Annotated in this window: 21 protein-coding genes; 9 read left to right on the forward strand and 12 right to left on the reverse strand. The window is 70.5% G+C overall.

All coding sequences use genetic code 11. From position 1 onward, the window contains the following. The 3 genes from ITP53_RS40065 to ITP53_RS56385 all read left to right on the forward strand — a co-directional run. Positions 1 to 1,379 (forward strand): FG-GAP-like repeat-containing protein (locus ITP53_RS40065; protein ID WP_195900693.1); only part of this gene is annotated, 1,379 nt, incomplete at its 5' end. Positions 1,380 to 1,388: 9 nt separating this feature from the next. Beyond that, positions 1,389 to 3,443 carry an N-acetylmuramoyl-L-alanine amidase gene (locus ITP53_RS40070; protein WP_195900694.1) on the forward strand — a complete coding sequence of 685 codons (2,055 nt, stop codon included), beginning with the start codon at positions 1,389 to 1,391 and terminating at the stop codon, positions 3,441 to 3,443. Further along, the gene (locus ITP53_RS56385) at positions 3,440 to 6,733 is read left to right on the forward strand and encodes a DUF2961 domain-containing protein (protein ID WP_207757090.1); all 3,294 of its coding nucleotides are present in this window, start codon (positions 3,440 to 3,442) and stop codon (positions 6,731 to 6,733) included. The genes ITP53_RS40070 and ITP53_RS56385 overlap by 4 nt, the downstream gene beginning before the upstream one ends. Before the next feature lie 52 nt (positions 6,734 to 6,785). Here ITP53_RS56385 and ITP53_RS56390 read toward each other — a convergent pair whose 3' ends face one another. Next, a complete protein-coding gene (locus tag ITP53_RS56390) occupies positions 6,786 to 7,370 on the reverse strand; it encodes an ankyrin repeat domain-containing protein (RefSeq protein ID WP_207757091.1) in 585 nt (194 codons plus the stop codon). A gap of 61 nt (positions 7,371 to 7,431) precedes the next feature. Between ITP53_RS56390 and ITP53_RS56395 the strand changes: the two genes are divergently transcribed. Further along, positions 7,432 to 7,632, forward strand: coding sequence for a hypothetical protein (locus tag ITP53_RS56395; RefSeq protein WP_207757092.1), 201 nt, complete (start codon positions 7,432 to 7,434; stop codon positions 7,630 to 7,632). A gap of 640 nt (positions 7,633 to 8,272) precedes the next feature. Here ITP53_RS56395 and ITP53_RS40090 read toward each other — a convergent pair. Further along, complete coding sequence (locus ITP53_RS40090) at positions 8,273 to 8,998, reverse strand: ThuA domain-containing protein (RefSeq protein WP_195900695.1); 726 nt, start codon at positions 8,996 to 8,998, stop codon at positions 8,273 to 8,275. Between the two features lie 169 nt (positions 8,999 to 9,167). Here ITP53_RS40090 and ITP53_RS40095 point away from each other — a divergent pair, with 169 nt between their 5' ends. The 3 genes from ITP53_RS40095 (at position 9,168) to ITP53_RS40105 (ending at position 12,633) form a co-directional block, all read left to right on the forward strand. Beyond that, complete coding sequence (locus tag ITP53_RS40095; protein WP_195900696.1) at positions 9,168 to 10,364, forward strand: NAD(P)/FAD-dependent oxidoreductase; 1,197 nt, start codon at positions 9,168 to 9,170, stop codon at positions 10,362 to 10,364. A gap of 42 nt (positions 10,365 to 10,406) precedes the next feature. Next, positions 10,407 to 11,303: an RNA polymerase sigma-70 factor gene (locus tag ITP53_RS40100; RefSeq protein WP_195900697.1), complete on the forward strand. Its 897-nt coding sequence runs from the start codon at positions 10,407 to 10,409 to the stop codon at positions 11,301 to 11,303. A 103-nt stretch (positions 11,304 to 11,406) separates the two neighbouring features. Next, positions 11,407 to 12,633 (forward strand): cytochrome P450, encoded by a 1,227-nt coding sequence (locus ITP53_RS40105; RefSeq protein ID WP_195900698.1) that lies wholly within the window; start codon positions 11,407 to 11,409, stop codon positions 12,631 to 12,633. Between the two features lie 114 nt (positions 12,634 to 12,747). Here the strand turns inward: ITP53_RS40105 and ITP53_RS40110 are convergent, their stop codons facing one another. From ITP53_RS40110 to ITP53_RS59715, 5 genes are all read right to left on the reverse strand, one after another. Beyond that, positions 12,748 to 13,584: an SDR family NAD(P)-dependent oxidoreductase gene (locus ITP53_RS40110; RefSeq protein WP_207757093.1), complete on the reverse strand. Its 837-nt coding sequence runs from the start codon at positions 13,582 to 13,584 to the stop codon at positions 12,748 to 12,750. Between the two features lie 27 nt (positions 13,585 to 13,611). Continuing rightward, positions 13,612 to 14,514: an RNA polymerase sigma factor SigJ gene (gene sigJ, locus ITP53_RS40115; RefSeq protein ID WP_195900699.1), complete on the reverse strand. Its 903-nt coding sequence runs from the start codon at positions 14,512 to 14,514 to the stop codon at positions 13,612 to 13,614. 126 nt (positions 14,515 to 14,640) lie between these two features. Next, positions 14,641 to 15,114, reverse strand: coding sequence for a carboxymuconolactone decarboxylase family protein (locus ITP53_RS40120; RefSeq protein ID WP_195900700.1), 474 nt, complete (start codon positions 15,112 to 15,114; stop codon positions 14,641 to 14,643). 202 nt (positions 15,115 to 15,316) lie between these two features. Further along, on the reverse strand, positions 15,317 to 16,333 hold the full coding sequence (locus ITP53_RS40125; protein WP_195900701.1) for an aminotransferase class V-fold PLP-dependent enzyme: 1,017 nt from the start codon (positions 16,331 to 16,333) through the stop codon (positions 15,317 to 15,319). Positions 16,334 to 16,399: 66 nt separating this feature from the next. Then, positions 16,400 to 16,831 carry a PEP-utilizing enzyme gene (locus ITP53_RS59715; protein WP_328817301.1) on the reverse strand — a complete coding sequence of 144 codons (432 nt, stop codon included), beginning with the start codon at positions 16,829 to 16,831 and terminating at the stop codon, positions 16,400 to 16,402. Here ITP53_RS59715 and ITP53_RS40135 point away from each other — a divergent pair. After that, the gene (locus ITP53_RS40135; RefSeq protein ID WP_195900702.1) at positions 16,823 to 17,113 is read left to right on the forward strand and encodes a glycosyltransferase; all 291 of its coding nucleotides are present in this window, start codon (positions 16,823 to 16,825) and stop codon (positions 17,111 to 17,113) included. The two genes, ITP53_RS59715 and ITP53_RS40135, sit on opposite strands and share 9 nt — an antisense overlap. Here ITP53_RS40135 and ITP53_RS40140 read toward each other — a convergent pair. From ITP53_RS40140 to ITP53_RS40160, 5 genes are all read right to left on the reverse strand, one after another. After that, a complete protein-coding gene (locus ITP53_RS40140) occupies positions 17,106 to 18,104 on the reverse strand; it encodes a PP2C family protein-serine/threonine phosphatase (protein ID WP_328817305.1) in 999 nt (332 codons plus the stop codon). The two genes, ITP53_RS40135 and ITP53_RS40140, sit on opposite strands and share 8 nt — an antisense overlap. Before the next feature lies 1 nt (position 18,105). Then, the gene (locus ITP53_RS58395; protein ID WP_236051671.1) at positions 18,106 to 18,957 is read right to left on the reverse strand and encodes a PAS domain-containing protein; all 852 of its coding nucleotides are present in this window, start codon (positions 18,955 to 18,957) and stop codon (positions 18,106 to 18,108) included. 138 nt (positions 18,958 to 19,095) lie between these two features. Then, positions 19,096 to 19,560, reverse strand: coding sequence for a cupin domain-containing protein (locus tag ITP53_RS40150; protein ID WP_195900704.1), 465 nt, complete (start codon positions 19,558 to 19,560; stop codon positions 19,096 to 19,098). A gap of 14 nt (positions 19,561 to 19,574) precedes the next feature. Next, the gene (locus tag ITP53_RS40155) at positions 19,575 to 20,495 is read right to left on the reverse strand and encodes an NADP-dependent oxidoreductase (protein ID WP_195900705.1); all 921 of its coding nucleotides are present in this window, start codon (positions 20,493 to 20,495) and stop codon (positions 19,575 to 19,577) included. Between the two features lie 200 nt (positions 20,496 to 20,695). After that, a complete protein-coding gene (locus tag ITP53_RS40160) occupies positions 20,696 to 21,085 on the reverse strand; it encodes a sigma-70 family RNA polymerase sigma factor family protein (RefSeq protein WP_207757094.1) in 390 nt (129 codons plus the stop codon). A 194-nt stretch (positions 21,086 to 21,279) separates the two neighbouring features. Between ITP53_RS40160 and ITP53_RS40165 the strand changes: the two genes are divergently transcribed. After that, on the forward strand, positions 21,280 to 22,020 hold the full coding sequence (locus ITP53_RS40165) for a GntR family transcriptional regulator (protein ID WP_195900706.1): 741 nt from the start codon (positions 21,280 to 21,282) through the stop codon (positions 22,018 to 22,020). The last annotated feature ends 118 nt before the right edge of the window (positions 22,021 to 22,138 follow it).

Genomic DNA, 22,138 nt, shown 5'->3' on the forward strand with positions numbered 1-22,138 from the left:
CCCCCGACCCCGACCGGCACCGCGCCAACGCCGACCTGCTCGCGGCCTGCGCCGTGCCCGCCTCGCACGACCCGTGGGTGACGCTCACCGTCTACCGGGTCGGCCGCCAGCACAACGCCAACGACAAGGTGATGCTCGCGGGATTCGAGGCCGGCTGGGTCGAGTCCCACATGAACAACGTCAACTGCGGCGACAAGGACTCCCTCGGCGTCTTCCAGCAACGCACCACGCAGGGCTGGGGCACGCCGGAGCAGATCATGGACGTCGCGTACGCCGCGACCCAGTTCTTCCTCCAGGCCGTCAGGAACGACCGGCAGAACCCCGGCTACACCGCCGGCCAGCTCGCGCAGAGCGTCCAGCGCTCCGGCTACCCCTACCGCTACGACCAGGAGGAGGCCAAGGCGCGCGGGCTCCTCGACGAGGCCAGGCGGATGGCCGCGACGCTGGGCGGCTCGCCCGCCGACTTCGACGGTGACGGCAAGGACGACATCATCACCTTCACCCAGAACGCGCTGGCCGACGTGTACGTCTCCCCGTCGACCGGATCGGCGTTCGAGGGCACCTCGGTGAAGTGGCACGACTGGTTCGCGCCCGGCGGTGAGACGCCGTACACGGGGGACTTCGACGGGGACGGCAAGGACGACGTCGTCGCGTTCACCCACGGGACCAGCGCGGACGTGTACGTGGCCACCTCGACCGGTACGGGCTTCGGCGGCGGCGCGAAGTGGCACGACTTCTTCTCCCCGCACGGCGAGATCCCGGCCGTCGGCGACTTCGACGGGGACGGCAAGGACGACATCGCCACGTTCACCCGAGGGAACAGCGCCGACGTGTACGTGGCGACCTCCACCGGCACCGGCTTCGGCGCGGGAGTGAAGTGGCATGACTTCTTCGCTCCGGGCGTGGAGTTCCCCGCGGTGGGTGACGTGGACGGTGACGGCAAGGACGACCTGATCGTCTTCACCCAGGGCTCCACGGCGGATGTCTACGTGGCGTTGTCCACGGGCACGTCGTTCGCTCCCGCCGTCAAGGTGCATGACTGGTTCGCCCCCGGAGTCGAGCAGCCGCGGGTGGGCGATTTCGACGGTGACGGCAAGGCTGACATCGCGGCCTTCACCGGTGGCTCGAACGCGGACGTGTTCGTGGCGTTGTCGGACGGGTCCGGCTTCGGTGGGGCGAGGGTGTGGAACGAGTTCTTCGCTCCGGCGGGCGAGTTCCCGTACACGGGCGACTACGACGGGGACGGCAAGGACGACATCGTCACCTTCACCCGGGGCAACACCTCGGACGTCTACGTGAGCCTGTCCGACGGCACCGCCTTCGCGGGCGGCGGCAAGTGGCACGACTTCTTCGGCCTCAATGGCGAGACTTCCCTCTAGGAGCTGACAATGCAGTGGAAACGCCTACGCGGCGCGGCCCTGTCCGTGCTGCTGGCCGCTTCGGGCCTGCTCGCCGCCGGCATCCCGGCCCTCGCCTCCGCCCCGGACGGGACCATGGCCGCGGCCTTCACCAAGGCCACCGCCGAGTACCAGGTGCCGCGAGACCTGCTCGTCGCGATCGGCTATGGGGAGACCCGGCTCGACGACCACGACGGCGAACCCAGCGCCGACAACGGCTACGGCGTGATGCACCTGGTGAGCAACCCCAAGCGGAAGACCCTGGAGCAGGCGGCCGAGCTGACCGGCGAGCCGGTGGCGAAGCTGAAGAGTGACACCGCCGCGAACATCCTGGGCGGCGCGGCGGTCCTGCGCGCGTTCGCCGACGAGGTCGGGCTGAGCGCGGCGCAGCGCGGCCGCGCCGACGCCTGGTACCCGGTCGTCGCCCGCTACGGCGGCGCGGCGAACGACCAGGTCGCCCGCCTGTACGCGGACACCGTGTACGACCTCCTGGCCGGCGGCCTCACGGCGACCGGCGAGGAGAAGATCAGGGTGTCGCCGCGCGCGGTCAAGCCAGAACGCGGACGCTACGAGCGGGTCACCCCGCTGGGCCGGTCCACCGGCGACGCCAAGGCGGCGGACGTGGGCGTTCAGAGCGCCGACTACCCGCCCGCGCACTGGGTGGCCGCCGCCCCGGGCAACTACCAGGCCGGCCGCTCCAAGCCCATCCGGTACATCGTCGTCCACGTCACCCAGGGCTCGTACGCCGGCTCGATCAGCTGGTTCCAGAACCCGGCCTCCGGGGTCAGCGCCCACTACGTGATCCGCTCCTCCGACGGCGACGTCACGCAGATGGTCCGCGACGGCGACACCGCCTACCACGCCCGCAGCGCGAACCCCGAGGCCCTGGGCATCGAGCACGAGGGTTACGTCGACAACCCCTCGTGGTTCACGGACGCGATGTACCGCTCGTCGGCCGCGCTCACCCGCCACCTGGCCGACAAGCACGGCATCCCGCGCACCCGGGCCCACATCGTCGGCCACAACGAGCTGCCGGGCAACGACCACACCGACCCCGGCCCGCACTGGAACTGGGACTACTACATGCAGCTCGTCAACGGCGGCTCGGTCTTCGGCGGCTCGCCGGCCGACTTCGACGGTGACGGCAAGGACGACGTCGTCACGTTCACGCACGGGGCGAACTCCGACGTGTACGTGGCGCTGTCGAACGGGTCCAGGTTCGACGGCACGTCGGTCAAGTGGCACGACTGGTTCGCGCCGAGCGGTGAGACGCCGTACACGGGCGATTTCGACGGTGACGGCAAGGACGACGTCGTGGCGTTCACGCACGGGGCGAACTCCGATGTGTACGTGGCGACTTCTACCGGCACGAGCTTCGGCGCAGGCGCGAAGTGGCAGGACTGGTTCGCGGTGAGCGGTGAGGTGCCGGCGGTCGGCGATTTCGACGGTGACGGCAAGGACGACATCGTGACGTTCACCCGGGGGACGAACGCGGACGTGTTCGTGGCCCTGTCGACGGGCACCTCGTTCGGCACGGCGGGCAGGTGGCACGACTTCTTCGCTCCCGGCGTGGAGTTTCCGGCGGTGGGTGACGTGGACGGTGACGGTAAGGACGACCTGATCGTCTTCACGCAGGGTTCCACGGCGGACGTCTACGTGGCGTTGTCCACGGGCACGTCGTTCGCCCCGGCCGTCAAGGTGCACGACTGGTTCGCGCCGGCGGGTGAGCAGCCGCGGGTGGGCGATTTCGACGGTGACGGCAAGGCCGACATCGCGGCCTTCACCGGCGGCACCGGCGCGGACGTGTTCGTGGCGTTGTCGGACGGGTCCGGCTTCGGTGGGGCGAGGGTGTGGAACGAGTTCTTCGCTCCGGCGGGCGAGTTCCCGTACACGGGCGACTACGACGGTGACGGCAAGGACGACATCGTCACGTTCACCCGCGGGGCCACCAACGACGTCTACGTCAGCCTGTCCAGCGGCACCGCCTTCGCGGGCGGCGGCAAGTGGCACGACTTCTTCGGCATGAACGGGGAGACCACCCTGTGAGACACCATAGAAAGCTGCTCGCCGCGCTCGCGGCGAGCCTGTTGACCGCGGCGCCCGCCACAGTGCTCGCCGCGGTGCCCGCCACCGCGCTCGCCGCGACGCCTCAGCAGGCCGTCGCGGCGGCCGCGCCCGACAAGGGACCCGTCGGCTGGGACGTCCTGCGCCGCCTCGACCGGCTCCCGCACCTCAGCCCCGGCACGCAGACCAGGCAGTTCTCCAGCTTCGACCGCGCCGGCGGCAACATCCACGACGGCTTCGACGGCCACCACTCATGCCTGCGCACCACGGGCAGCGGCTGTGTGATCGCCGAGGACACCGGTCCCGGCGAGATCTCCTCCATCTGGTTCACCAGGGACGAGGGCGATGTGTCCGCCACCGGCGCCATCACCATCGAACTCGACGGCGCGGTCGTCGTCTCCGCGTCCCTGCAGGCGCTGGTGAACGGGCAACTGGGCGCGCCGTTCGTCCACCCGCTGGTGGCCAACGCCGACCAGACCTCGGGTGGCGTCCACATCAAGGTGCCGATGCCGTACCGCGCGTCGATGCGCGTCACCCTGCAGCACAACCCGCTCTTCCACCACGTCACCTACCGGCACTTCGCCGACGCGGAAGGGGTGCGGCGGTTCGACCCCGCCGACCCCGCCACCGACGTGATCGACCTGCTGCGGGCGTCCGGCACGCGCGACCCCAAGCCGGCCCGCCCCGGCGCGGTGACCAGCACCCAGCAGGCCACACTGTCCGCCGGGCAGCAGCGGGAGCTGGCCGCGCTCACCGGGCCCGGATCGATCTCGGCGCTGCGGGTCAGGGTGCCGGACGCCCTGGACGACGACGAGACGCTGGCCGGGCTGCGGCTGCGGCTGGAGTTCGACGGGCGGGGCACGGTGGACTCGCCGGTCGGCGAGTTCTTCGGGTCCGGGCTGGGCGAGCATCCCGCCCGGTCGCTGCTGTTCGCCATGGACACCGCGCCCGGCGGCTGGTACACCACCTGGTGGCCGATGCCGTACCGGACCGGGGCCAAGGTGAGCCTGGTCAACACCACGGGACGCACGCTGAGCGGCATCGAGGCGCAGGTGACCTCGGCGGCCGACCCGGCGTGGGCGGAAGCGTTGGTGCCCGGCGGCACCGCCGGCTACTTCACCACCGAGTCACGGCGTGGCGCGGTCGTACGTGACGCCGACTGGATGTTCGCCGACCGTACGGGACGCGGCAAGTTCGTCGGCGTCAACCACACCATGCAGGGGCTCGTCACGGCCGGCAACACGCGGCAGTACCTCGAAGGCGACGAACGGGTGTACGTCGACGCCGCGCTCACCCCGCAGATCCACGGCACCGGCGCCGAGGACTTCTACGAGGGCGGCTGGTACTTCAACCGCGGCACGTTCTCCAACCCCATGAACGGCAACCCGGCGCACGAGAGGAACGGCGGCGGCTGCTCGTACGAATGCGACGCCGCGTACCGGCTCATGCTGTCGGACGCTGTGGACTACTCCACGGCGCTGCGGTTCGGCATCGAGCACGGGTTCCAGAACGACGCGCCCGCCACGTACGGCTCCACCGCCTTCCTCTACACCCAGCCCCACTTCGGCACGCACCGCGCCAGTGTCCTCGACGTGGGCGACGCGACCAGCAGGGCCGAGCACGAGTACCGGGAGACCGGCACCGCGACCCAGGCGACCCTCACCTCCGTGTACGAGGGCGACGAGGACCACCAGACGGTACGCGGCGTGACGCGGGCCACCTCCGGCCCGATCTCGTTCCTGCTCGGTGTGGACAGGGACAACGCGGGCGTGCTCCTGCGGCGTACCTCAGACCAGGCCGCGGGCTACCAGGCGGCGCGGGTCCTCGTCGACGGGACCGACGTCGGCGAGTGGCGTCAGCCGTTCGGCAACGCCACGCAGCGCTGGCTGGCGGACACGTTCTCGCTGCCGGCGAGCGTGATCGCGGGCAAGCAGGTGGTCCGGGTGGAGTTGCGGCCCGTGGCCGGCGCGCCGCCGTGGACGGCCGCCCGCTACGCCGCCGACAGCCTGATCCCGGCCCAGCACGAGGACGCGCGGGCCCCCTCGGCGGCCGGGGCCCCTGCCCTGGCCGGGGGCACCGACCACGCGCTGCACCTCACCTGGCGCGAGCCGGTCGACGACCTCGGCATCCGCGAGTACCGAGTGTACGGCTCCACCTCCTCCGGCGCGCAGGGCACACTGCTCGGCACCACCAGGACGCCCGGCTTCACCCACGGGCCGCTGCGCGCCGGCGCCACCTGGTACCACCGGGTGGTGGCGGTGGACCTGTCCGGCCGCACGACCGACCTCGGCCAGGTGTCCGGCCGCGCCGGCACGCCCACCCGCACCGACCTGAACAGAGACGGCCGGGACGACGCCCTCGCGTTCACCAGGGGCGGCGCCGCCGACGTGTACGCCTCGCTGTCCGACGGCGGGAAGTTCGCGCAGGACGCCTGGAAATGGCATGACCTGTTCGCCACCGACCAGGAGATCGCCCTGACCGGCGACTTCGACGGCGACGGGCGGGAGGACGCGGTGACGTTCACCCGGGGGAGCGCCGCCGACGTCTACGTGTCCCTGTCGGACGGCGGCAGGTTCGTGCAGCAGTCGTGGAAGTGGCACGACTACTTCGCCGCCGGCGACGAGATCCCGGCGGTGGGGGACTTCGACGGTGACGGTCGTGACGACGTCGCCACGTTCACCCGTGGCACGTCCGCCGACGTGTACGTGGCACTGTCGACCGGTACCGGGTTCGCCGGGTCGCGCAAGTGGCACGACCGCTTCGCGCAGGGCGAGGAGATCCCGGCGGTGGGGGACTTCGACGGTGACGGTCGTGACGACGTCGCCACGTTCACCCGTGGCACGTCGGCCGACGTGTACGTGTCGTTGTCCAGCGGCAGCGTGTTCCGGCAGGACGGCTGGCGGTGGCACGACCGCTTCGCGCAGGGCGGCGAGATCCCGGCGGTGGGGGACTTCGACGGTGACGGTCGTGACGACGTCGCCACGTTCACCCGTGGCACGTCGGCCGACGTGTACGTGTCGCTCTCGGACGGCGGCCGGTTCGTGCAGGACGGCTGGAAGTGGCACGACGGCTTCGCGGGCGGCGACCAGGTGCCGGGCGTCGGCGACTTCGACGGCGACGGCCGCGCCGACGTGATCGCCTTCACCCGGGGCGACGCCGCCGACGTGTACGTGGCCACGTCCGACGGCGACCGCTTCCTGCCGGGCCCGGCGAAGTGGCACGACCACTTCGCCGTCGGCACGGAATGGCCACAACCCAGCCAGATCAGCTGACCCCGACCCGCCCGAGCCCGCCCCGGCCCTCCTCCGGGGCGGGCTCGGGCGCCTACCGTAGGCGCAGGAGCGCGTCGATGGCCGGATCGCCGGTCGGCGGGCCCAGGCGGGTCGGTGCGCCCGCCCGCAGCAGAGCCTCGACCGTGCCCCGATAGTCGCCGTCGTCCGCGCGGTTGTCGCGCAGCCCCCACAACGCGCAGTCGAGCGGTGTGGGCCCCTCGTCGTCGAACGCGCGGTCGTCGAGATCCGCCCCCCGCTCGATCAGCAACCGTACCGTCGCCGTACGGCCGTGCATCGCCGCCTGATCCAGCGGCGTGAAGTTGCTCCAGCCCCGCGTGTCGACCGCCATCCCGGCGTCGAGCAGCGCCCGTACCACGTCGGCGCGGCCGAGCAGCGCGAACTGGCCCAGCACCCAGCCGAAGTCGCCGGAGTCCGGGATCCCCAGGGCCGGTGGGGGCGCGGCGGGCAGGCGCGCCGACTCGCCGCGCGCGACCGCCAGCACCGCCGCGTCCACCGGGTCGAGTTCGGCGCTCGCGCCACGGGCGGCCAGCAGTTCGTACGCCGCCAGGTGCCCGCTGCGGGCGGCCAGTGCCAGTGGGCGCCGGCCCACGTCCCAGCGGTCCCACGGCAGGTTCACGTCGGCCGGCGTCCAGCAGCATCGTCAGGATGGTCGTCCCCCGGCCGCGGACGATCGCGTGATGCAGGGCGCGGCACGCGTTCACGTCCACGCCGCGATCGAGGAACCAGCGCAGCCCGGTCGCGTCCTGGAAGTCCAGCTTGCGCACCACCATGCGGTCGAACCCCGGCTGGTGGAGCAGGTCGAGGAACGCGGTGCCGGACCGCTCGCAGGCGTGGTAGAAGGCGTCCTCGTCCGGGGGCGCGCCGCGCTCGACCAGTAGCTTTGCCAGCGCCAGGTCACCGCGCTCCACGGCGTCGAACAGCGCGGTCCTGCGGCCTTCCCCCTCCCACTCGACGGTGTGCGCCGCGGGATCCGCGCCGGCGTCCAGGAGCAACCTGACGCACTCCCGGACCCGCGCTCGGAAACCGGCAACGCGAGCCCCGGCGTCGGTGCCCGCGTCAGGGCTGATGTCGGTGGCGGGCGGCCGGGGGTCCGTGGCGTGCCGTAGGAGCACCAGGAGGGGCGGGAGGCCGCCGACGGGTTCGGTGGCGGCTGCCGGGCCGGTGGCGAGGAGCGACGCCAGGGCGGGGGCGTCGGCCAGGACGAGCGCGCGCTCGACGCCCTCCAGCGCGGCGACGCGTACGTGCTGGACGAGCTTCGGCCAGCCGGCGAAGCCGTACTCGCGGGCGATCTCGAACTGGGCGCGGCTCAGCGCGATGCCACGGGCGTGCTTGCGGGCCTTGGCCTGCTTGCGCAGATGCTCCAGCGAAGGGCGCTGGGGAAGATCGGACACGGCGAACCTCCGTCTGCCCGTGTCCGCGTCAGCGGGCCGAGGTCCGTCGACCAGGTGCGATGGTGCTGCCGGTGGGATCGTCCGCGTTATCGAGCGGAGGGCGTCCGGGAAATCCGCTGCGCTGTTCCTACCACTGGATGGGGGAGTGGGCGTTCCGCGGAGGCTCACCCACACCGTCGCCCGGGGCGGCCCACAGGACCGCGTTGGCCAGCACGCGCCGCACGTCAGGGTGGTGGAAGACCGGGTAGTTCTGGTCGCCCGGGCTGAAGTAGAAGATCCTTCCCAGGCCGCGGCGGTAGCAGCAGCCGCTGCGGAACACCTCGCCGCCGCCGAAGGCGCTGACGAAGACCAGTTCGTCGGGCTGCGGGATGTCGAACGGCTCGCCGTACGTCTCCTGGCGCCCGATGACCAGCGGGCGGGGGACGCCGCGCGCTATGGGGTGGGCCGGGGCCACCGTCCACACCAGCTCCCGCTCGCCGCCGTCCCGCCAGGTGAGGGTGCAGGTGGTGCCCATCAGCGTACGGAAGATCTTCGAGTAGTGGCCCGAGTGCAGCACCAGCAGGCCCATGCCGCCCAGGACGCGACGGCGTACCCGATCCACGATCTTGTCGTCCACCTCCTCGTGAGCCAGGTGCCCCCACCAGGTCAGCACGTCCGTCGCGGCCAGCGCCTCGTCCGTCAGCCCGTGCTCCGGCTCGTCCAGGACGGCGGTACGCACGCGGACGCGCTCGCCCAGCACCTCCGCCAGGCCCGCCGCGATCGCGCCGTGGATGCCGTCCGGGTAGCGGCGGCGCACCTCCTCCTCGCGCGGCTCGTGGTAGTTCTCGCTCCAGACAGTGACGTTGACCGCCATCCGGTCCCCCCTTGATCGTGGCCGACGAAGCGAGTCCTGCCCAGCCCGCGACGGAGGAGAACACGCGCCGGCGGGTCCTTCCGGCCTGGAGTGATCTGTCTCACACGCTGTCACAACGATCGACCACGCGGTGTCTTGAGGCCGAACCCCTGGAAACGGAGGAGACACCATGACTGAGAACACCGATGTCGTCGTGATAGGTGGCGGATACGCCGGCGTCATGGCGGCCAATCGCCTGACGCAGCGTGACGACGTGACAGTCACCCTGATCAACCCGCGCCCGGCCTTCGTCGAGCGGCTCCGCCTGCCCCAATTGGTTGGCGGGTCCCACGACGCGGTCGTCGACTACCGAGAGATCCTGGCCGAGGGCATCGGCCTGGTGGTCGACACCGTGACACGGATCGACGCCACCGAACGCAGCGTGACGTTGGCGACGGGCGGCACGGTCTGCTACGACTACCTGATCTACGCAGTGGGCAGTGGCAGCGCCGACCCGAGTGTGCCCGGAGCGGCCGAGTTCGCCTACCCGATCGCCGGCCTGGAGGAGGCGCAGCGGTTGCGGCCGGTCCTCGACGCCGCGCCCGCCACGGCCGCGGTGACGGTTGTCGGAGCGGGTCCGACCGGCATCGAGACCGCCGCCGAGCTGGCGGAGCTGGGCCGCAGGGTGACCCTGGTGTGCGGAGAGGTGCTCGGTCCGTACCTGCACCCTCGGGGTCGGCGCTCGGTTGCCAAGCGGTTGGCCGAACTCGGTGTGATCGTGCTCGACGGTCCCGGCGCGAAGGTGACGGCTGTGACCCGCGATGACGTGCAGCTCAGTGACGGCCGCAAGGTGCCGAGCGAGGTGACCATCTGGACCGCCGGGTTCGGCGTGCCGGACCTGGCCGCGCGCAGCGGGCTGAGCACCGACGCCTTGGGCCGCCTGCTCACGGATGAGACGTTGATGAGCGTGGACGACGTGCGCATCGTCGCGGCTGGGGACTCGGCGGCACCGTCAGACCTGCCGCTGCGGATGAGCTGCTATGCCGCCGAGCCGCTGGGCGCGCACGCCGCCGACACGGTGCTCAGCCGGATCGCGGGTGAGCGACCCGCGCCCATCAACCTGGGCTTCGCCGGCTTGTGCATCGGCCTGGGCCGTCGCGCCGCCACCGCACAGTTCGCCTCCAAGGATGACACCGCGAAGGGGTTCTACATCGGCGGCCGCCTTGGCGCGAAGATCAAGGAGATCGGTTGCAGGGGCGTGGTCAAGCAGTTGGCGAACGAGGCACGCAAGCCCGGTTCGTACACCTGGGTCAAGGATGACAAGCGCCAGGAGTTGCTGCGGGCCAAGCGCGGCGGGGGGCTGCCCACCGCTGAGCGGACAGCCTAGCCAGGCATCCAGGACCGGCCGTCGAAGGAGAAGGGGCGAGATATGAGTGACCACGCCACCAACGCGGCGACTGAGACTTTCGTCGCCTACCGTAACCTGCTCTTCACCGTCGCGTACGAAATGCTCGGATCGGCGGCCGATGCCGAAGACGTCCTGCAGGAGACCTGGCTGCGGTGGGTCAAGGTCGACTTGGGGCAGGTGCGCGACCAGCGCGCTTACCTGATCCGGATCACGACCCGGCAGTCGCTCAACCGGCTGCGCACCATGAGGCGCCGCAAGGAGGCGTATGTCGGCCCCTGGCTGCCCGAGCCCCTGCTCACCGCACCGGACGTGGCCGAGAACGTCGAGCTCGCCGAGAGTGTGTCGATGGCGCTCATGCTCGTCCTCGAGACGCTCTCGCCGACCGAGCGCGCCGTCTTCGTACTGCGCGAGGCCTTCGCCGTCGGCTACGACGAGATCGCGGCCGCCGTCGGCAAGAGCCCTGCGGCCGTCCGCCAGATCGCCCACCGCGCCCGCCGGCGCGTCGAAGCCCGCCGCCCTCGGGAGGCGATCTCCCCTGACGAGGCCCGGGCGGCTCTGGAGTCGGTCCGGCGCGCGCTCGAAACCAGGGACCTGCAGGGCCTGCTTGACGTGCTCGCCCCCGAGGTCGTCCTGCTCAGCGACGGCGGCGGCGTCAAGCGGGCTTCGACGCGGCCGATCAACGGTGCAGGGAAGGTGGCCCGCTTCATCGTCGGCGGCCTGGGCAGGGCCCAGGTCGCGCTCACCGGTGACCCCACCGTGGTCAACGGCAACCCCGCACTCGTCCTTCGGGTGGACGGCGAGATCGACGGCGTCATAGCGATCCGTGTCGAGGACGCCCGCGTCACCGGCCTCTACTACGTCCGCAACCCGGAGAAACTGACCCGCATCGCATCCGAGACCCCGCTCACCCTGCGATGAATACCGCTGGCGCAACAGCCGCGGCTGACCAGACACTGCGTCCGGCCTCACTCCAGAAGAGCCCCGAACAAACTCAGCCAGACCTATTACTGGGAGATCATTCATGACGAAGAGCGTTGCCGGCGAACTCGCCGGCCTGGAGCTGCCGGTCGAGCGGGGCTGCCCGTTCGCCCCGCCCGCCGCCTACGAGCGACTGCGCGAGCAGGCGCCGATCAACAAGGTCCGCCTGGTGAGCGGCGCCGAGGGGTGGTGGGTGTCCGGGCATGAGGAAGGCCGTGCCATCCTCGCCGACCGCCGCTTCTCCTCCGACCGGCGCAAGGACGGTTTCCCGTTCTTCGTCGCCGATGCGGCGACCCTGCGGCAACTCCGCGGCCAGGCACCGTTGATGATCGGCATGGACGGCGTGGAACACGCCGCGGCCCGGCGTCCGATGATCGGCGAGTTCACCCTGAAGCGGCTGGACGCGCTGCGCCCGCGGATCCAGGACATCGTCGACCGGTTCATCGACGACATGCTCGCCACCGACCAGCGCCCGGTCGACCTGGTGCAGGCGCTGTCCCTGCCGGTGCCCTCACTGGTGATCTGCGAACTGCTCGGCGCGCCCTATACCGACCACGACTTCTTCCAAAGCCGCACCGCCGTGGGGCTGCGGCGGACCTCGTCGCCGGAGGACCGCCGGCGAGCCCTCACGGAACTCCGCGCCTATATCGACGACCTGGTCACCCGCAAGGAGTCCGAACCCGGCGACGACCTGATCAGCCGGCAGATCGCCCGGCGACGTCAGGAGGGCGCCCTCGACCACGCGGGCCTGGTGAGCATGGCCTTCCTGCTGCTGACCGCCGGACACGAGACGACGGCGAACATGATCTCGCTCGGCGTGATCGGGCTGCTCAACCACCCAGAGCAACTGGCTCTGATCACGGCCGACCCGGGCAAGACGCCCATGGCCGTGGAGGAACTGCTGCGCTACTTCACCATCACCGACCTGGTCACCTCCCGTTTGGCCACCGAGGACGTGCGGATCGGCGGGGTGAGCATCAAGGCCGGCGAGGGCGTCATCGTCTCGGGCCTGTCGGCCAACTGGGACCCCTCGGTGTTCGAGAATCCGGCCGAACTGGATGTCGAGCGCGGAGCCCGCCACCACCTCGCCTTCGGATTCGGCCCGCACCAGTGCCTCGGCCAGAACCTGGCCCGGATGGAACTGCAGATCGTCTTCGACACCCTGTTCCGCCGCATCCCCAGCCTGCGGCTCGCCGCACCGGTCGAGGACCTGCCGTTCAAGACCGACGCCGTCGTCTACGGCGCCCACGAACTCCCCGTCACCTGGTGACGGGGAGTTCGTGGTAATGCGGCCCAGGGGTGGGATTCCCCTGGGCCATCCGACTTGGGCCGTCAGCCTGCGGTGTCGGTCTTCGCACGTTTGGTCCAGGCGCTCTTACGAGTCCTACGAGTTCGTGTTGGCAATGGCGGCGATCCGGTCGTCGCCGGTTGTTCGACCCTCGGCATCATCCCCGAGCTCGATGCCGCCGGCCAGCCAGCCGCCGTCGATGGTGAACACGCTGCCGGTGATGAACGACGCGCTCTCACTGGCCAGGAACGCGACCAGGTTGGCGACCTCCTCGCTGCGCCCCGGCCGGCCCAGCGGAAATCGGCTGGCGACGCCGAGCTCCTCGCCGATCTTCCTGGTGAGATCGTTACTGGCGATGTAGCCCGGGCAGACGGCGTTGACCCGGATACCGACCGGCCCCAGCTCCAGGGCTGCCGACTTGACCAAACCGAGTACACCGTGCTTCGACGCCGCGTACGCCGCTGACATCCGAACACCGGTGAGCCCGGCCGCCGACGAGGTGACCACAACCGAGCCACCACCCACGTCGCGCATCGCCCGGCCCGCTGCCTGCAGACCGAGCAGCACACCACGCAGGTTGACCGCCATCGTCCGGTCCCACTCCTCCAGCGGGTAGTCCAGAACACCGGCCCAGTGCCCTGTCGCGGCGTTGAGATGGGCGATGTGCACGGCACCGTAACGGGCGACCGTCTCGCGGACCATCGCATCGTTGTCCTCCGGCGATGCCACGTCGACCCGCATCCCGAAGGCCTCGCCACCAGCAGTCGCGATCTTCTCGGCCGTCCGCTCCACATTCTCGAGGTTACGTCCGGCGCAGCACACCCGCGCTCCCCGGGCCGCCAGCGTTGCCGCGGTCGCCGCGCCGATACCGGACCCCGCCCCGGTCACGACCGCGACCCTCCCGGCCAGCGAACCCATTCCTTGCTCCGTCATAGTCATCAATTGCTTCCTTTCCTCGCGTCAGCCCGTTGTCCAAGGCCGGAGTTTGTCGGGGTTCAGTACCGACCAGATGCGCTTGATCCGTTCGCCTACGACGTCGAACGCCAGTACCACCACGGTGACGCCGTTCTGCTGAACCACCAGACCGGGCTGACCGTTGACACGACGCTCCAAGATCGTCAGGTCGGGTGCCACGCCGGCGACGGTGACGAAGGCGCGCGCGATCCGTTCGCCGCCTTCCATCGGGCGGAGCATGGCGCTGACCAGGCCGCCGCCGTCGGCGGTCCCCGTGGCGTCGGGGTCGAGGAGGCCGATGAGGGCGTCGATGTCCTTGGCCTCCCAGGCCTGCTTGAAGTCCCTGATGATGTCGGCGTGCTGGGCAGTGGGAGCCGCAGGAGCCTGCGACGCCTGAACCCGGCGGCGGGCCAACCAGGCCAGCTGGCGACACGCCGCCGGGGTACGGCCGACGATCTCGGCTACTTCGGCGAAGGAATACCGGAAGACGTCGTGCAGGATGAACGCGACGCGCTCGGCCGGGGTCATCGATTCGAGCACGACGAGGAAGGCCATGTTGATCGACTCGTCGAGGGTGACCCGGTCAGCCGGGTCTGCCGGTCGTCCGTTGGCCCACTCCGTACGATCGGGCAGCGGCTCAGGGATCCATTCGCCCACGTACCTTTCGCGCCGGGCCCGTGCCGAGCCGAGCAGGTCGAGGCAGATGCGACTGGCCACCGTCGTCAGCCAGGCGCCGGGCGATTCGATGGCCTCCTGCTGCCCCCGGGACATGGCGTACCAGCGGGCGTACGTCTCCTGCACGACATCCTCGGCCTCGGCCAGCGAGCCCAGGAGCCGGTACGCGAGACTGATCAGCTGACGCCGCTCGCTCATGATCACGCTCAGGCTCGGATCGGATGGGGTGGTCATCGTGTTGCCGACTCCCTTGGTCGCATCTGCTCTCACCAGGTCGGACGAAACACCGAACACGCGCGCGACCTCAAGAAGGAAGGCCGGAGGGCTGCCGGAGTTCGTCCCCGGGGCGACGCGGTGTCGTTATCCCCGCCGGCCTGGCTGGTAGTCGCCGACGGGCTGCTGGACGATGATGTTCAGGCGGTTGACGGTGTTCATGATGGCGATGAGGCCCACCAGGATGGCGAGTTCGTCCTCGTCGTAGTGCTTGGCGGCGTTGGCCCAGACCTCGTTGGTGACACCACCGGCCGCGTCGGCGATGCGGGTGCCCTGTTCGGCCAGTTCCAGGGCGGCCCGCTCGGCGTCGGTGAAGACCGTCGCCTCCCGCCAGGCCGCCACCAGGTTGAGGCGTACCGACGTTTCTCCCGCGTGCGCGGCTTCCTTGGTGTGCATGTCGATGCAGACGGCGCAGCCGTTGATCTGGCTGACGCGGAGTGACACCAACTCCTGTGTCGTGGCGGGCAAGGTCGAATCCTGCATGACCTTGCCCGCGGAGAGTACGTGCTTCAGAAGCTTCGCCGCGATCGGGTTGCCGAGGAAGTTGAGACGGGCGTCCACGCTGTTCTCCTTGTCGTGTTTGCTGTTACACCCCACCGACGACACAGTCCTGCGAGATGTCACAGCCAACCGAATGTGATCTGCGTCTCCCACGCGCGACGCGACGGATGGGAACAAGCGGGATCAGCAGGAGTAGCGTGGCCGCCGCGCGGAAGCTGCGCGGCCCGCGTCGCGATCTCGTGAGCAGCCGGAGCCCGGCAGGTCAGGTCAGGGCGGCGACGGCGCGATCGACGTCCTCGACGGTGTTGTAGACGTGGAAACTGGCGCGTACCCTTCCAGCGCGTACGGCTGTTCTGATGCCCGCAGCGGCGAGCCGCTCGCCGGGGGCGTCCACGGCGACGATGGCGGTGTCGGACGGCTCCAGGCCCAGACCGGCGCGGAACCGGTTGGCGAGGGCGACATCGTGGTCGTGGACGCGCTGGACGCCGAGTTCGTTGAGCAGTTCGATGGCCGGGGCCGCCCCCACGTAGCAGAACCAGGCCGGCGACAGGTCGAACGCGCGGGCGTCGCCGGCCAGGCGCAACGGCGGGCCGTAGTAGGAGCCGCCCTCGTCGGCGCCGCCGTACCAGTTGGCGGCCAGCGGGCGCATGCGCTCGCGCAGGGCGGGCGACAGGTAGCCGAAGGCCGCGCCGCGCGGCGACATGAGCCACTTGTACGCGGCACAGGCCAGCGCGTCGATGCCCGCGACGTCCACCGGCAGCCAGCCGCAGGCCTGCGAGGCGTCGGCGATGACCAGCGTGCCGTGGGCGCGGGCGGCGGCCACGATGTCCTGGAGCGGCGCGACGTACCCGGTGGCGGACTGGACGAGGCTGAAGGCCACGGCGTCGGTGCCGGCGGTGATGGCGTCCGCCACCCGGTCGGCCGGCACCGTGCGTACGTCGGCCGCGACGGCCCACGGGAACAGGTTGCTGGTGAACTCCACCTCGGGCACCACCACGCGGGCGCCCGGCGGGAGCGCGGTGGCCACGACCGACATGATCTGGGAGACGGTCGAGCTCACGGCCACGTCGGCGGCGGAGGCGCCGATCATGCGCGCGAACGCCGCGCGCGCCCGCCCCACGGAGGCGTCCCAGGGCTTCCAGTCACTGCTGCCGTGCCGCCACTGGGTCAGCACGGCTTGGAGCTCTTCGTAGGCGCGGCGAGGGGGCAGGCCGTAGGAAGCGGTGTTGAGCCAGCCGGGCTCGGCGTCCCAGAGCTTGGCCGCCGTGGCGATGTCCATGAGCACAGCCTAGGCCGCGGGCCGACGAGCGCTCGTGAGTCCTCCGGGCCGAGGGTCTGGGGTCCGTCACGTCAGGAGCTCGACCGTGCCGCGCTCGCCGTCCACCCGGACGCGGTCGCCGTCGTGCAGACGCATGGTCGCGTTGCCGGTGCCGGCCACGGCGGGGATGCCCAGCTCGAGGGCCACGATGGAGGCGTGTGACAGCGGCGCGCCCATGTCGGTCACGACGGCGGCGGCGCGCGCGAACATCGGGCTCCAGCCCACGTTCGTCAGGGCGAAGCGCGCCCAGGCCTCCTCCCTGCCCTTCTCCTGCCGGGCGAGCAGCGCCTCGGTGTCGGTGCGCGGATCGCGCATGGCCGCGAGCTGGGCGTCGATCCAGCCGGGGTTCTCGCCGGGCCGGGGGACGGAGACCTCGAACTCGTGGGGGCCGCGATGCCCGTGCCGCGGTCGGCCGGCCTCAGGCGTCGCGACCTGACGCCGGCCGCGATCGTGCACCACGGAGGCGGCGGCACCACCGGTGCCGCGCTGGCGGCCGGACGTCCCCAGGTGGTCTGCCCCTTCGTCGCGGACCAGCCGTTCTGGGCCGGCCGCATGCACGCGGCGGGCGTCGCGCCGACGCCCCAGCCGCAGCGCCGCCTGACGCCGGAAGGGCTGGCCGCCGCCATCAAGGTGGCCGTCACCGACCGCGCCCTGGCCGAGCGTGCCGAGGTGCTCAGGCACCGGATCCGCGCCGAGGACGGAGCCACCGCGGCGGTCAAGATTCTGGAAACGCTCACCTGACGTTCGAGCCGGTCGTCTTCATGGTGTCCGGCCCCGCAGCGGTAGGCACCCCCAGGCTTACGGCGTCCAGGATCAGCCGTCCGGTCGGGATGGCGGGCCGGCCGGCGTACAACCCGTCGACCTTGGCGCCCTGGGCGGCCACTGAGTAATGAAGCGACCAGACGCCGCTGTCCGGCCCTTCCAAGTGGGCGAGGATACAGGTCGCCGTGCCCTCGCCGTCCAGCAACTCGGTGGCGACGTCCATACGGCGCAGGATGTCACCGGGAGGCTCCTGGCGGTCCATCGCCAGCCCTCTGAGCATGTTGCGCAGCTGGCTCATCATCACCGCCGCCGCCAGGTCGTGGCCGGCCACGTCGCCGATCGTCAGCACGGTCGAGCCGTCGGGCCGTACGAAGCAGTCGTACCAGTCGCCGGCGATCTCCGCCGAGGTGGCGCTGGCCCGGTACCGGGCGGCGATCTCCAGCCCCGGCACCCGCGGCGGGTCTCGGAGCAGGTACTTCTGCAACGCCAGGGCCACGCGCTGGGTACGCTGGAACCGCATCGCGTTGCTGAGATGGACATGCGCGTGAGCCAGCATCCGGCCCAGCAGATCGACATCATCCGGATTGAGCCGTTCGCGGTCCCCATAGCGCCCGGCGGCCACCACCGCCGCCACCGCGCCGTCCACGATCACCGGCACCATTGCCACGCTGTTGAGTTCGGTGCCGGCCGCGTAGTCCTCGGCGCCCGGCGGCATGCTGCCCGGTGGCGGTTTTCCCTTGGGGAAGACCCGGAGGATCGGGCGGCGGGTCCTGATCACCGTGACGAAATCGCGCTCTTCGTCGATCGCCTGCGGGCCTACCACCGGCGGGATGCCGGTCCGCGCGATGCTGATGAGGCGCTCAGCGACGAAGGGCAGCTGGATCGACTCACCCTCGAACTCCGGCAGCAGGAAGATGCCGCACACGTCGGCCAGCGCGGGCACGATCACGTCGGCCAGCGTGCGCACCACCTCATCCAGGCTCCCGAGGTCGGCGGTGGCCGCGGCGGCCCGGTCGAGCAGTTCCTTGCGGCGTTCCTCCTGCCACTCCTGCTCGACGTCGGTGAAGGTGCCGACCCCACTCGACCACCTCACCGCCCTCGACGACGGGTACGGCGCGTAGGCGAACATGCCGATAGCTGCCGTCGCGTGTCTTCAGGCGGTAGACGTAGTCCCAGTCACCCACCCGTTCGACCGTCTCGAGCCATTTGGTCTTGGTGGATTCGCGGTCATCGGGGTGCACGGCATTCAGCCAGCCGTGACCGCGGTGTTCCTCCCACGGCTGCCCGGTGAACCGGTGCCAGCCGGGACACGGTTCGATCACCTCCCCCCTGGAATCGGACACCCAGATCTCCTGCCTCTCAAGCTGGGTCAGGCTCTGATAGCGCTGCAGGAACCTGTCCCGCTCCGCGGCGATGGAGCCGCCCAGCCGTGTGGACTCGACCTGGTCCGTGACCTCCACGGCCGTGATCATCACGCCTTCCTCACCGTTCTCCAGTGAGATCCTCGACACGCTGACCGAGGAGTAACGCTCCCGTCCCGCCAGCGGGTGATCGCGGTACTCGAACGGGATCTCCTTCAGGCTGACGGCCTTTCCCGTTTCCCTGACCTGATCGAGCAGCGTGAAGTATCTCTCGTGGGTGATGTCGTGAAACACTTCCCTGGCCGGGGCTCCGAGCGGGCGTTCTCCGACGATCTCCTGGTAGGCGTCGTTCATGTAGATCAGCCGATGATCGGAACCGCTGAACACCGCCACAACCGCCGGGGCAGTATCGAAGACGCCCAGCGGCAGGTCGCTGGCCCTTCTGGTGTTCTCGTCCTTCATCCGTGCCTTCCCGCCGACCACCATGGGCGCGCGAACAGTCCGCCTGTGATGCCAACCCGGTTCATGAGCGTATGGTCTGTGTTCCGGCAGGGGCGGTGAGATCGTGCGGGCACGTTGCCGCCCGCTGCGTACGACGCACTACGACCTCGGGTCGTCGACCTTGAGCTTGTCTCCGGTGTTGGAGACGAAGACGACCAGGAGCTTGGCCCGTTTGGTCCGGCTGGTGTTCTCGGTGAGGACGTGGTGGGCGCCCGGCTGCTCGACCCAGTTCTCGCCTTGGCGGTAGGTGCTCACGCGCTTACCGGCGAGCTTGCTGCGCACGGTGCCTTCCAAGACGTAGGCGTAGACGAACGCCTTGCCGTGCCGGTGCGGCCTCGCACGTGCGTTGGGCGGGAAGTCGACGATCGCCGAGGTGAACGTCTTGCCCTTCACATTCGGCAGGCTCTGCTCGAGTAGTGGCTTGAGGGTTTCGGCGGGGTGCTTCGATGTCACTGCCGCGGTCGGCGTCGTGGCGTGGGCGGGCTGGTCCGAGGTGGAGCGGGGCGTGGCCGCAGTCAGCGTGGCGACGGCCAGCAGGGCACCGGCGATCCGCATTCCGATCATGATGGGTCTCCTGTTCAGTCTTCTGTGACGCGGATGATCGTCTTGCCCCGGGTGCGCGTGGCGGGGGCGAACGCGGCGGGTGCCTCGGCGAGCGGCCGCACGGCGCCGACGACCGGCTTGAGCCGGCCGTCCCTCATTCGCGTGGCGAGCTCGGTGAGCCGGGCGCGGTCGGGTTCGACGACGAAGAAGACCGCCCGCCCGTCCTTGGGCTGAACCTTGGGCGGCCGGGTGATGGTGACGAGCGTGCCGCCGGCCCGGACCAGGGCGGCCGATCGGTCGAGAATGTCTGCGCCGATCACATCGAGCACGACGTCGGCCTCGCCGACGTCCTCCAGCTTCTCCGTCTGCAGGTCCAGGAAGGTGTCGACGCCCAGGGCAAGCGCCCTGTCCCGGTCGGCGGACCGGCCGGTGCCGATGACACGGGCGCCGGCCTCGCGGGCGAGCTGTACCGCGATCGAGCCGACGCCGCCCGCGGCGCCGTGGATCAGGACGGTCTGGCCTGTGGCCAGGCGGCCGTGGTCGAACAGGCCCTGCCAGGCGGTCAGCCCGGAGATCGGCAGTGCGGCGGCCAGGGTGTGGTCGATGTCCGCCGGCAGCGGCGCGAGATTGCGGGCCTCCACCGCGGTGTATTCGGCCAGTGAGCCGTTGCGGGTCCAGTCAGCCAGGCCGAACACCCGCTGGCCGACACTCAAGCCGGTCGTGCCGAACCCCAGCTCTTCGACGACACCCGACAACTCGTGCCCGGGCACGCTCGGCGTCCGGTCGCGGCCTGCGCGATCGGTCCACGTGGCCGGCCAGTCCAGCTCTCCAGGGGTGAAGCCCGCGGCGTGCACCCGCACGATGACGTCGTTCTCGGCCGCGTGGGGGTAGGGCATGTCCGTCAGGGACAGCCCGGCGAGACCGGCTTCACGGTCTCGGACAGTGATGGCTTGCACAAAGGTCCTTCCTGGGGAGGGGCGCTCGAGCGCGCGGCCCGTTCACCCGCGGGGCGCATCGCGGCTCGTCGTCGGAGGAACGCAGCAGGTGAACGCATACCGACCGGCATGATCGATCTCATCTGCTCACGAGCGTTCCTTCGTCTGTCCCGTTGGGGTTCTCATCAGGGAGACGAGGTAGCCCCTCGGGGTGTGACCGCTCAGACGTGAGAAAGCTTGTCCGGGTTGATGACCCTGCGGTACGCACTGATCAGACCGTCTGTGATCTGCAGCGTGTCCACGGAGTAGACACGGCCCTCCCGGTGGCACACCAGGGCGAGCTCACCGCCGACCTCGACGAGGTCGATGCGGTCCGGACGCCACTGGCGGCCCACGCGCACCATCACCTCAGCGACGCGCTCACCACCGTAGACGGGCTTGCGCATCGCGGCGACCCCGCCGCCGCCGTCGGTGACGTAGACGGCGTCCGGGTGCAGCAGCCTGACCGGGCCGGCCAGATCCCTGAACGCGGGACAGGTGAGTGAGGTGCGTGACCTGATCAGGTCGGTGCGCGAAAACGAGCATCTGCGCCTGTATGCCGAGGCGCACAAGCTCTAGCGCGTGGGCGGGTGGGTTCTGGCGAGGGCCTGCCACCGCCGGCGCTGCCGCAGGGCGGCGGGCGGGGGAAGGCTCTGGACCTGCGGATTCGCGCGCCCACGAGTCAAAAGCTCACCACGGCGAACGACGATAAGTTATGTCTAATCTTCTATTGACATAACTAATCAATACAAAACAGTATTGTGACATGTCAGAACGTGACCTCCTTCTTCACGTGCGGATCCGCAGGGCGTTGGAGGCACGTATCAGAACCGGCCAGTGGGGACCCGGCACCCGGATCCCCACTGAGGCCGAGCTCTGCGAGGAGTTCGGGGTCTCCCGCATCACCGTGCAACGGGCCCTGCGCGACCTCGCCGACGCCGGCCTCATCGTGCGTTTCCGCCGGCGCGGCAGCTTCGTCGCCCAGGCGATCGGACAGCACAACCTCCTCCGCTTCACCGGCCTGCTGATCCAGGGGCCGGAGACGCAGGGTGACCATCGGGTCATCGCGGCGCAGGTGATGCCCGCGCGCAGCGCGCGCCTGCGCCTGCCCGGCGTGCCGGGGGAGGAGGCCGTCATCCAGATGGAGCGGCACAAGCTCGGCGCGGACGGCCACCTGGTGCACACCGAGGTGCACGTGCTGCCCTTCCGGCTGGCACCCGACCTGCTCGACCAGCCATTAGGTCCCCTCACCACGCACGCCTACCTCCGCGACCGCGGCGTGGAACTGGTCCGGGCCAGGATGTACGTGGAGCCGTACGCGCTCGCCGATGCCGAGGCCGGCCTGTTCGGCCTGCCCGCGGGCACGGCCGTCTTCCGCTGGACGCGCGAGACGTGGACCCGTCGCGGCGAGATCGCCGAAATCCTCGAGGAGATCGTCCCCACCAGGGCCCAGCGCTACTACGTGGAGACCGACTTAAGCAGCAGAACCTCCGACCACCACAGCTGAACCCCCACCGCACCACCGACCGACTCCGCCCCCGGACCGCGAGCCGGGCCCCCGCCATGCCGATGACCGCCGGCCCCCCGGCTGACCGGCAGAGCGCGCGACGTCGGGAGAACCGCCC

Source organism: Nonomuraea cypriaca, assembly GCF_015645445.1.
Lineage (GTDB): Bacteria > Actinomycetota > Actinomycetes > Streptosporangiales > Streptosporangiaceae > Nonomuraea > Nonomuraea cypriaca.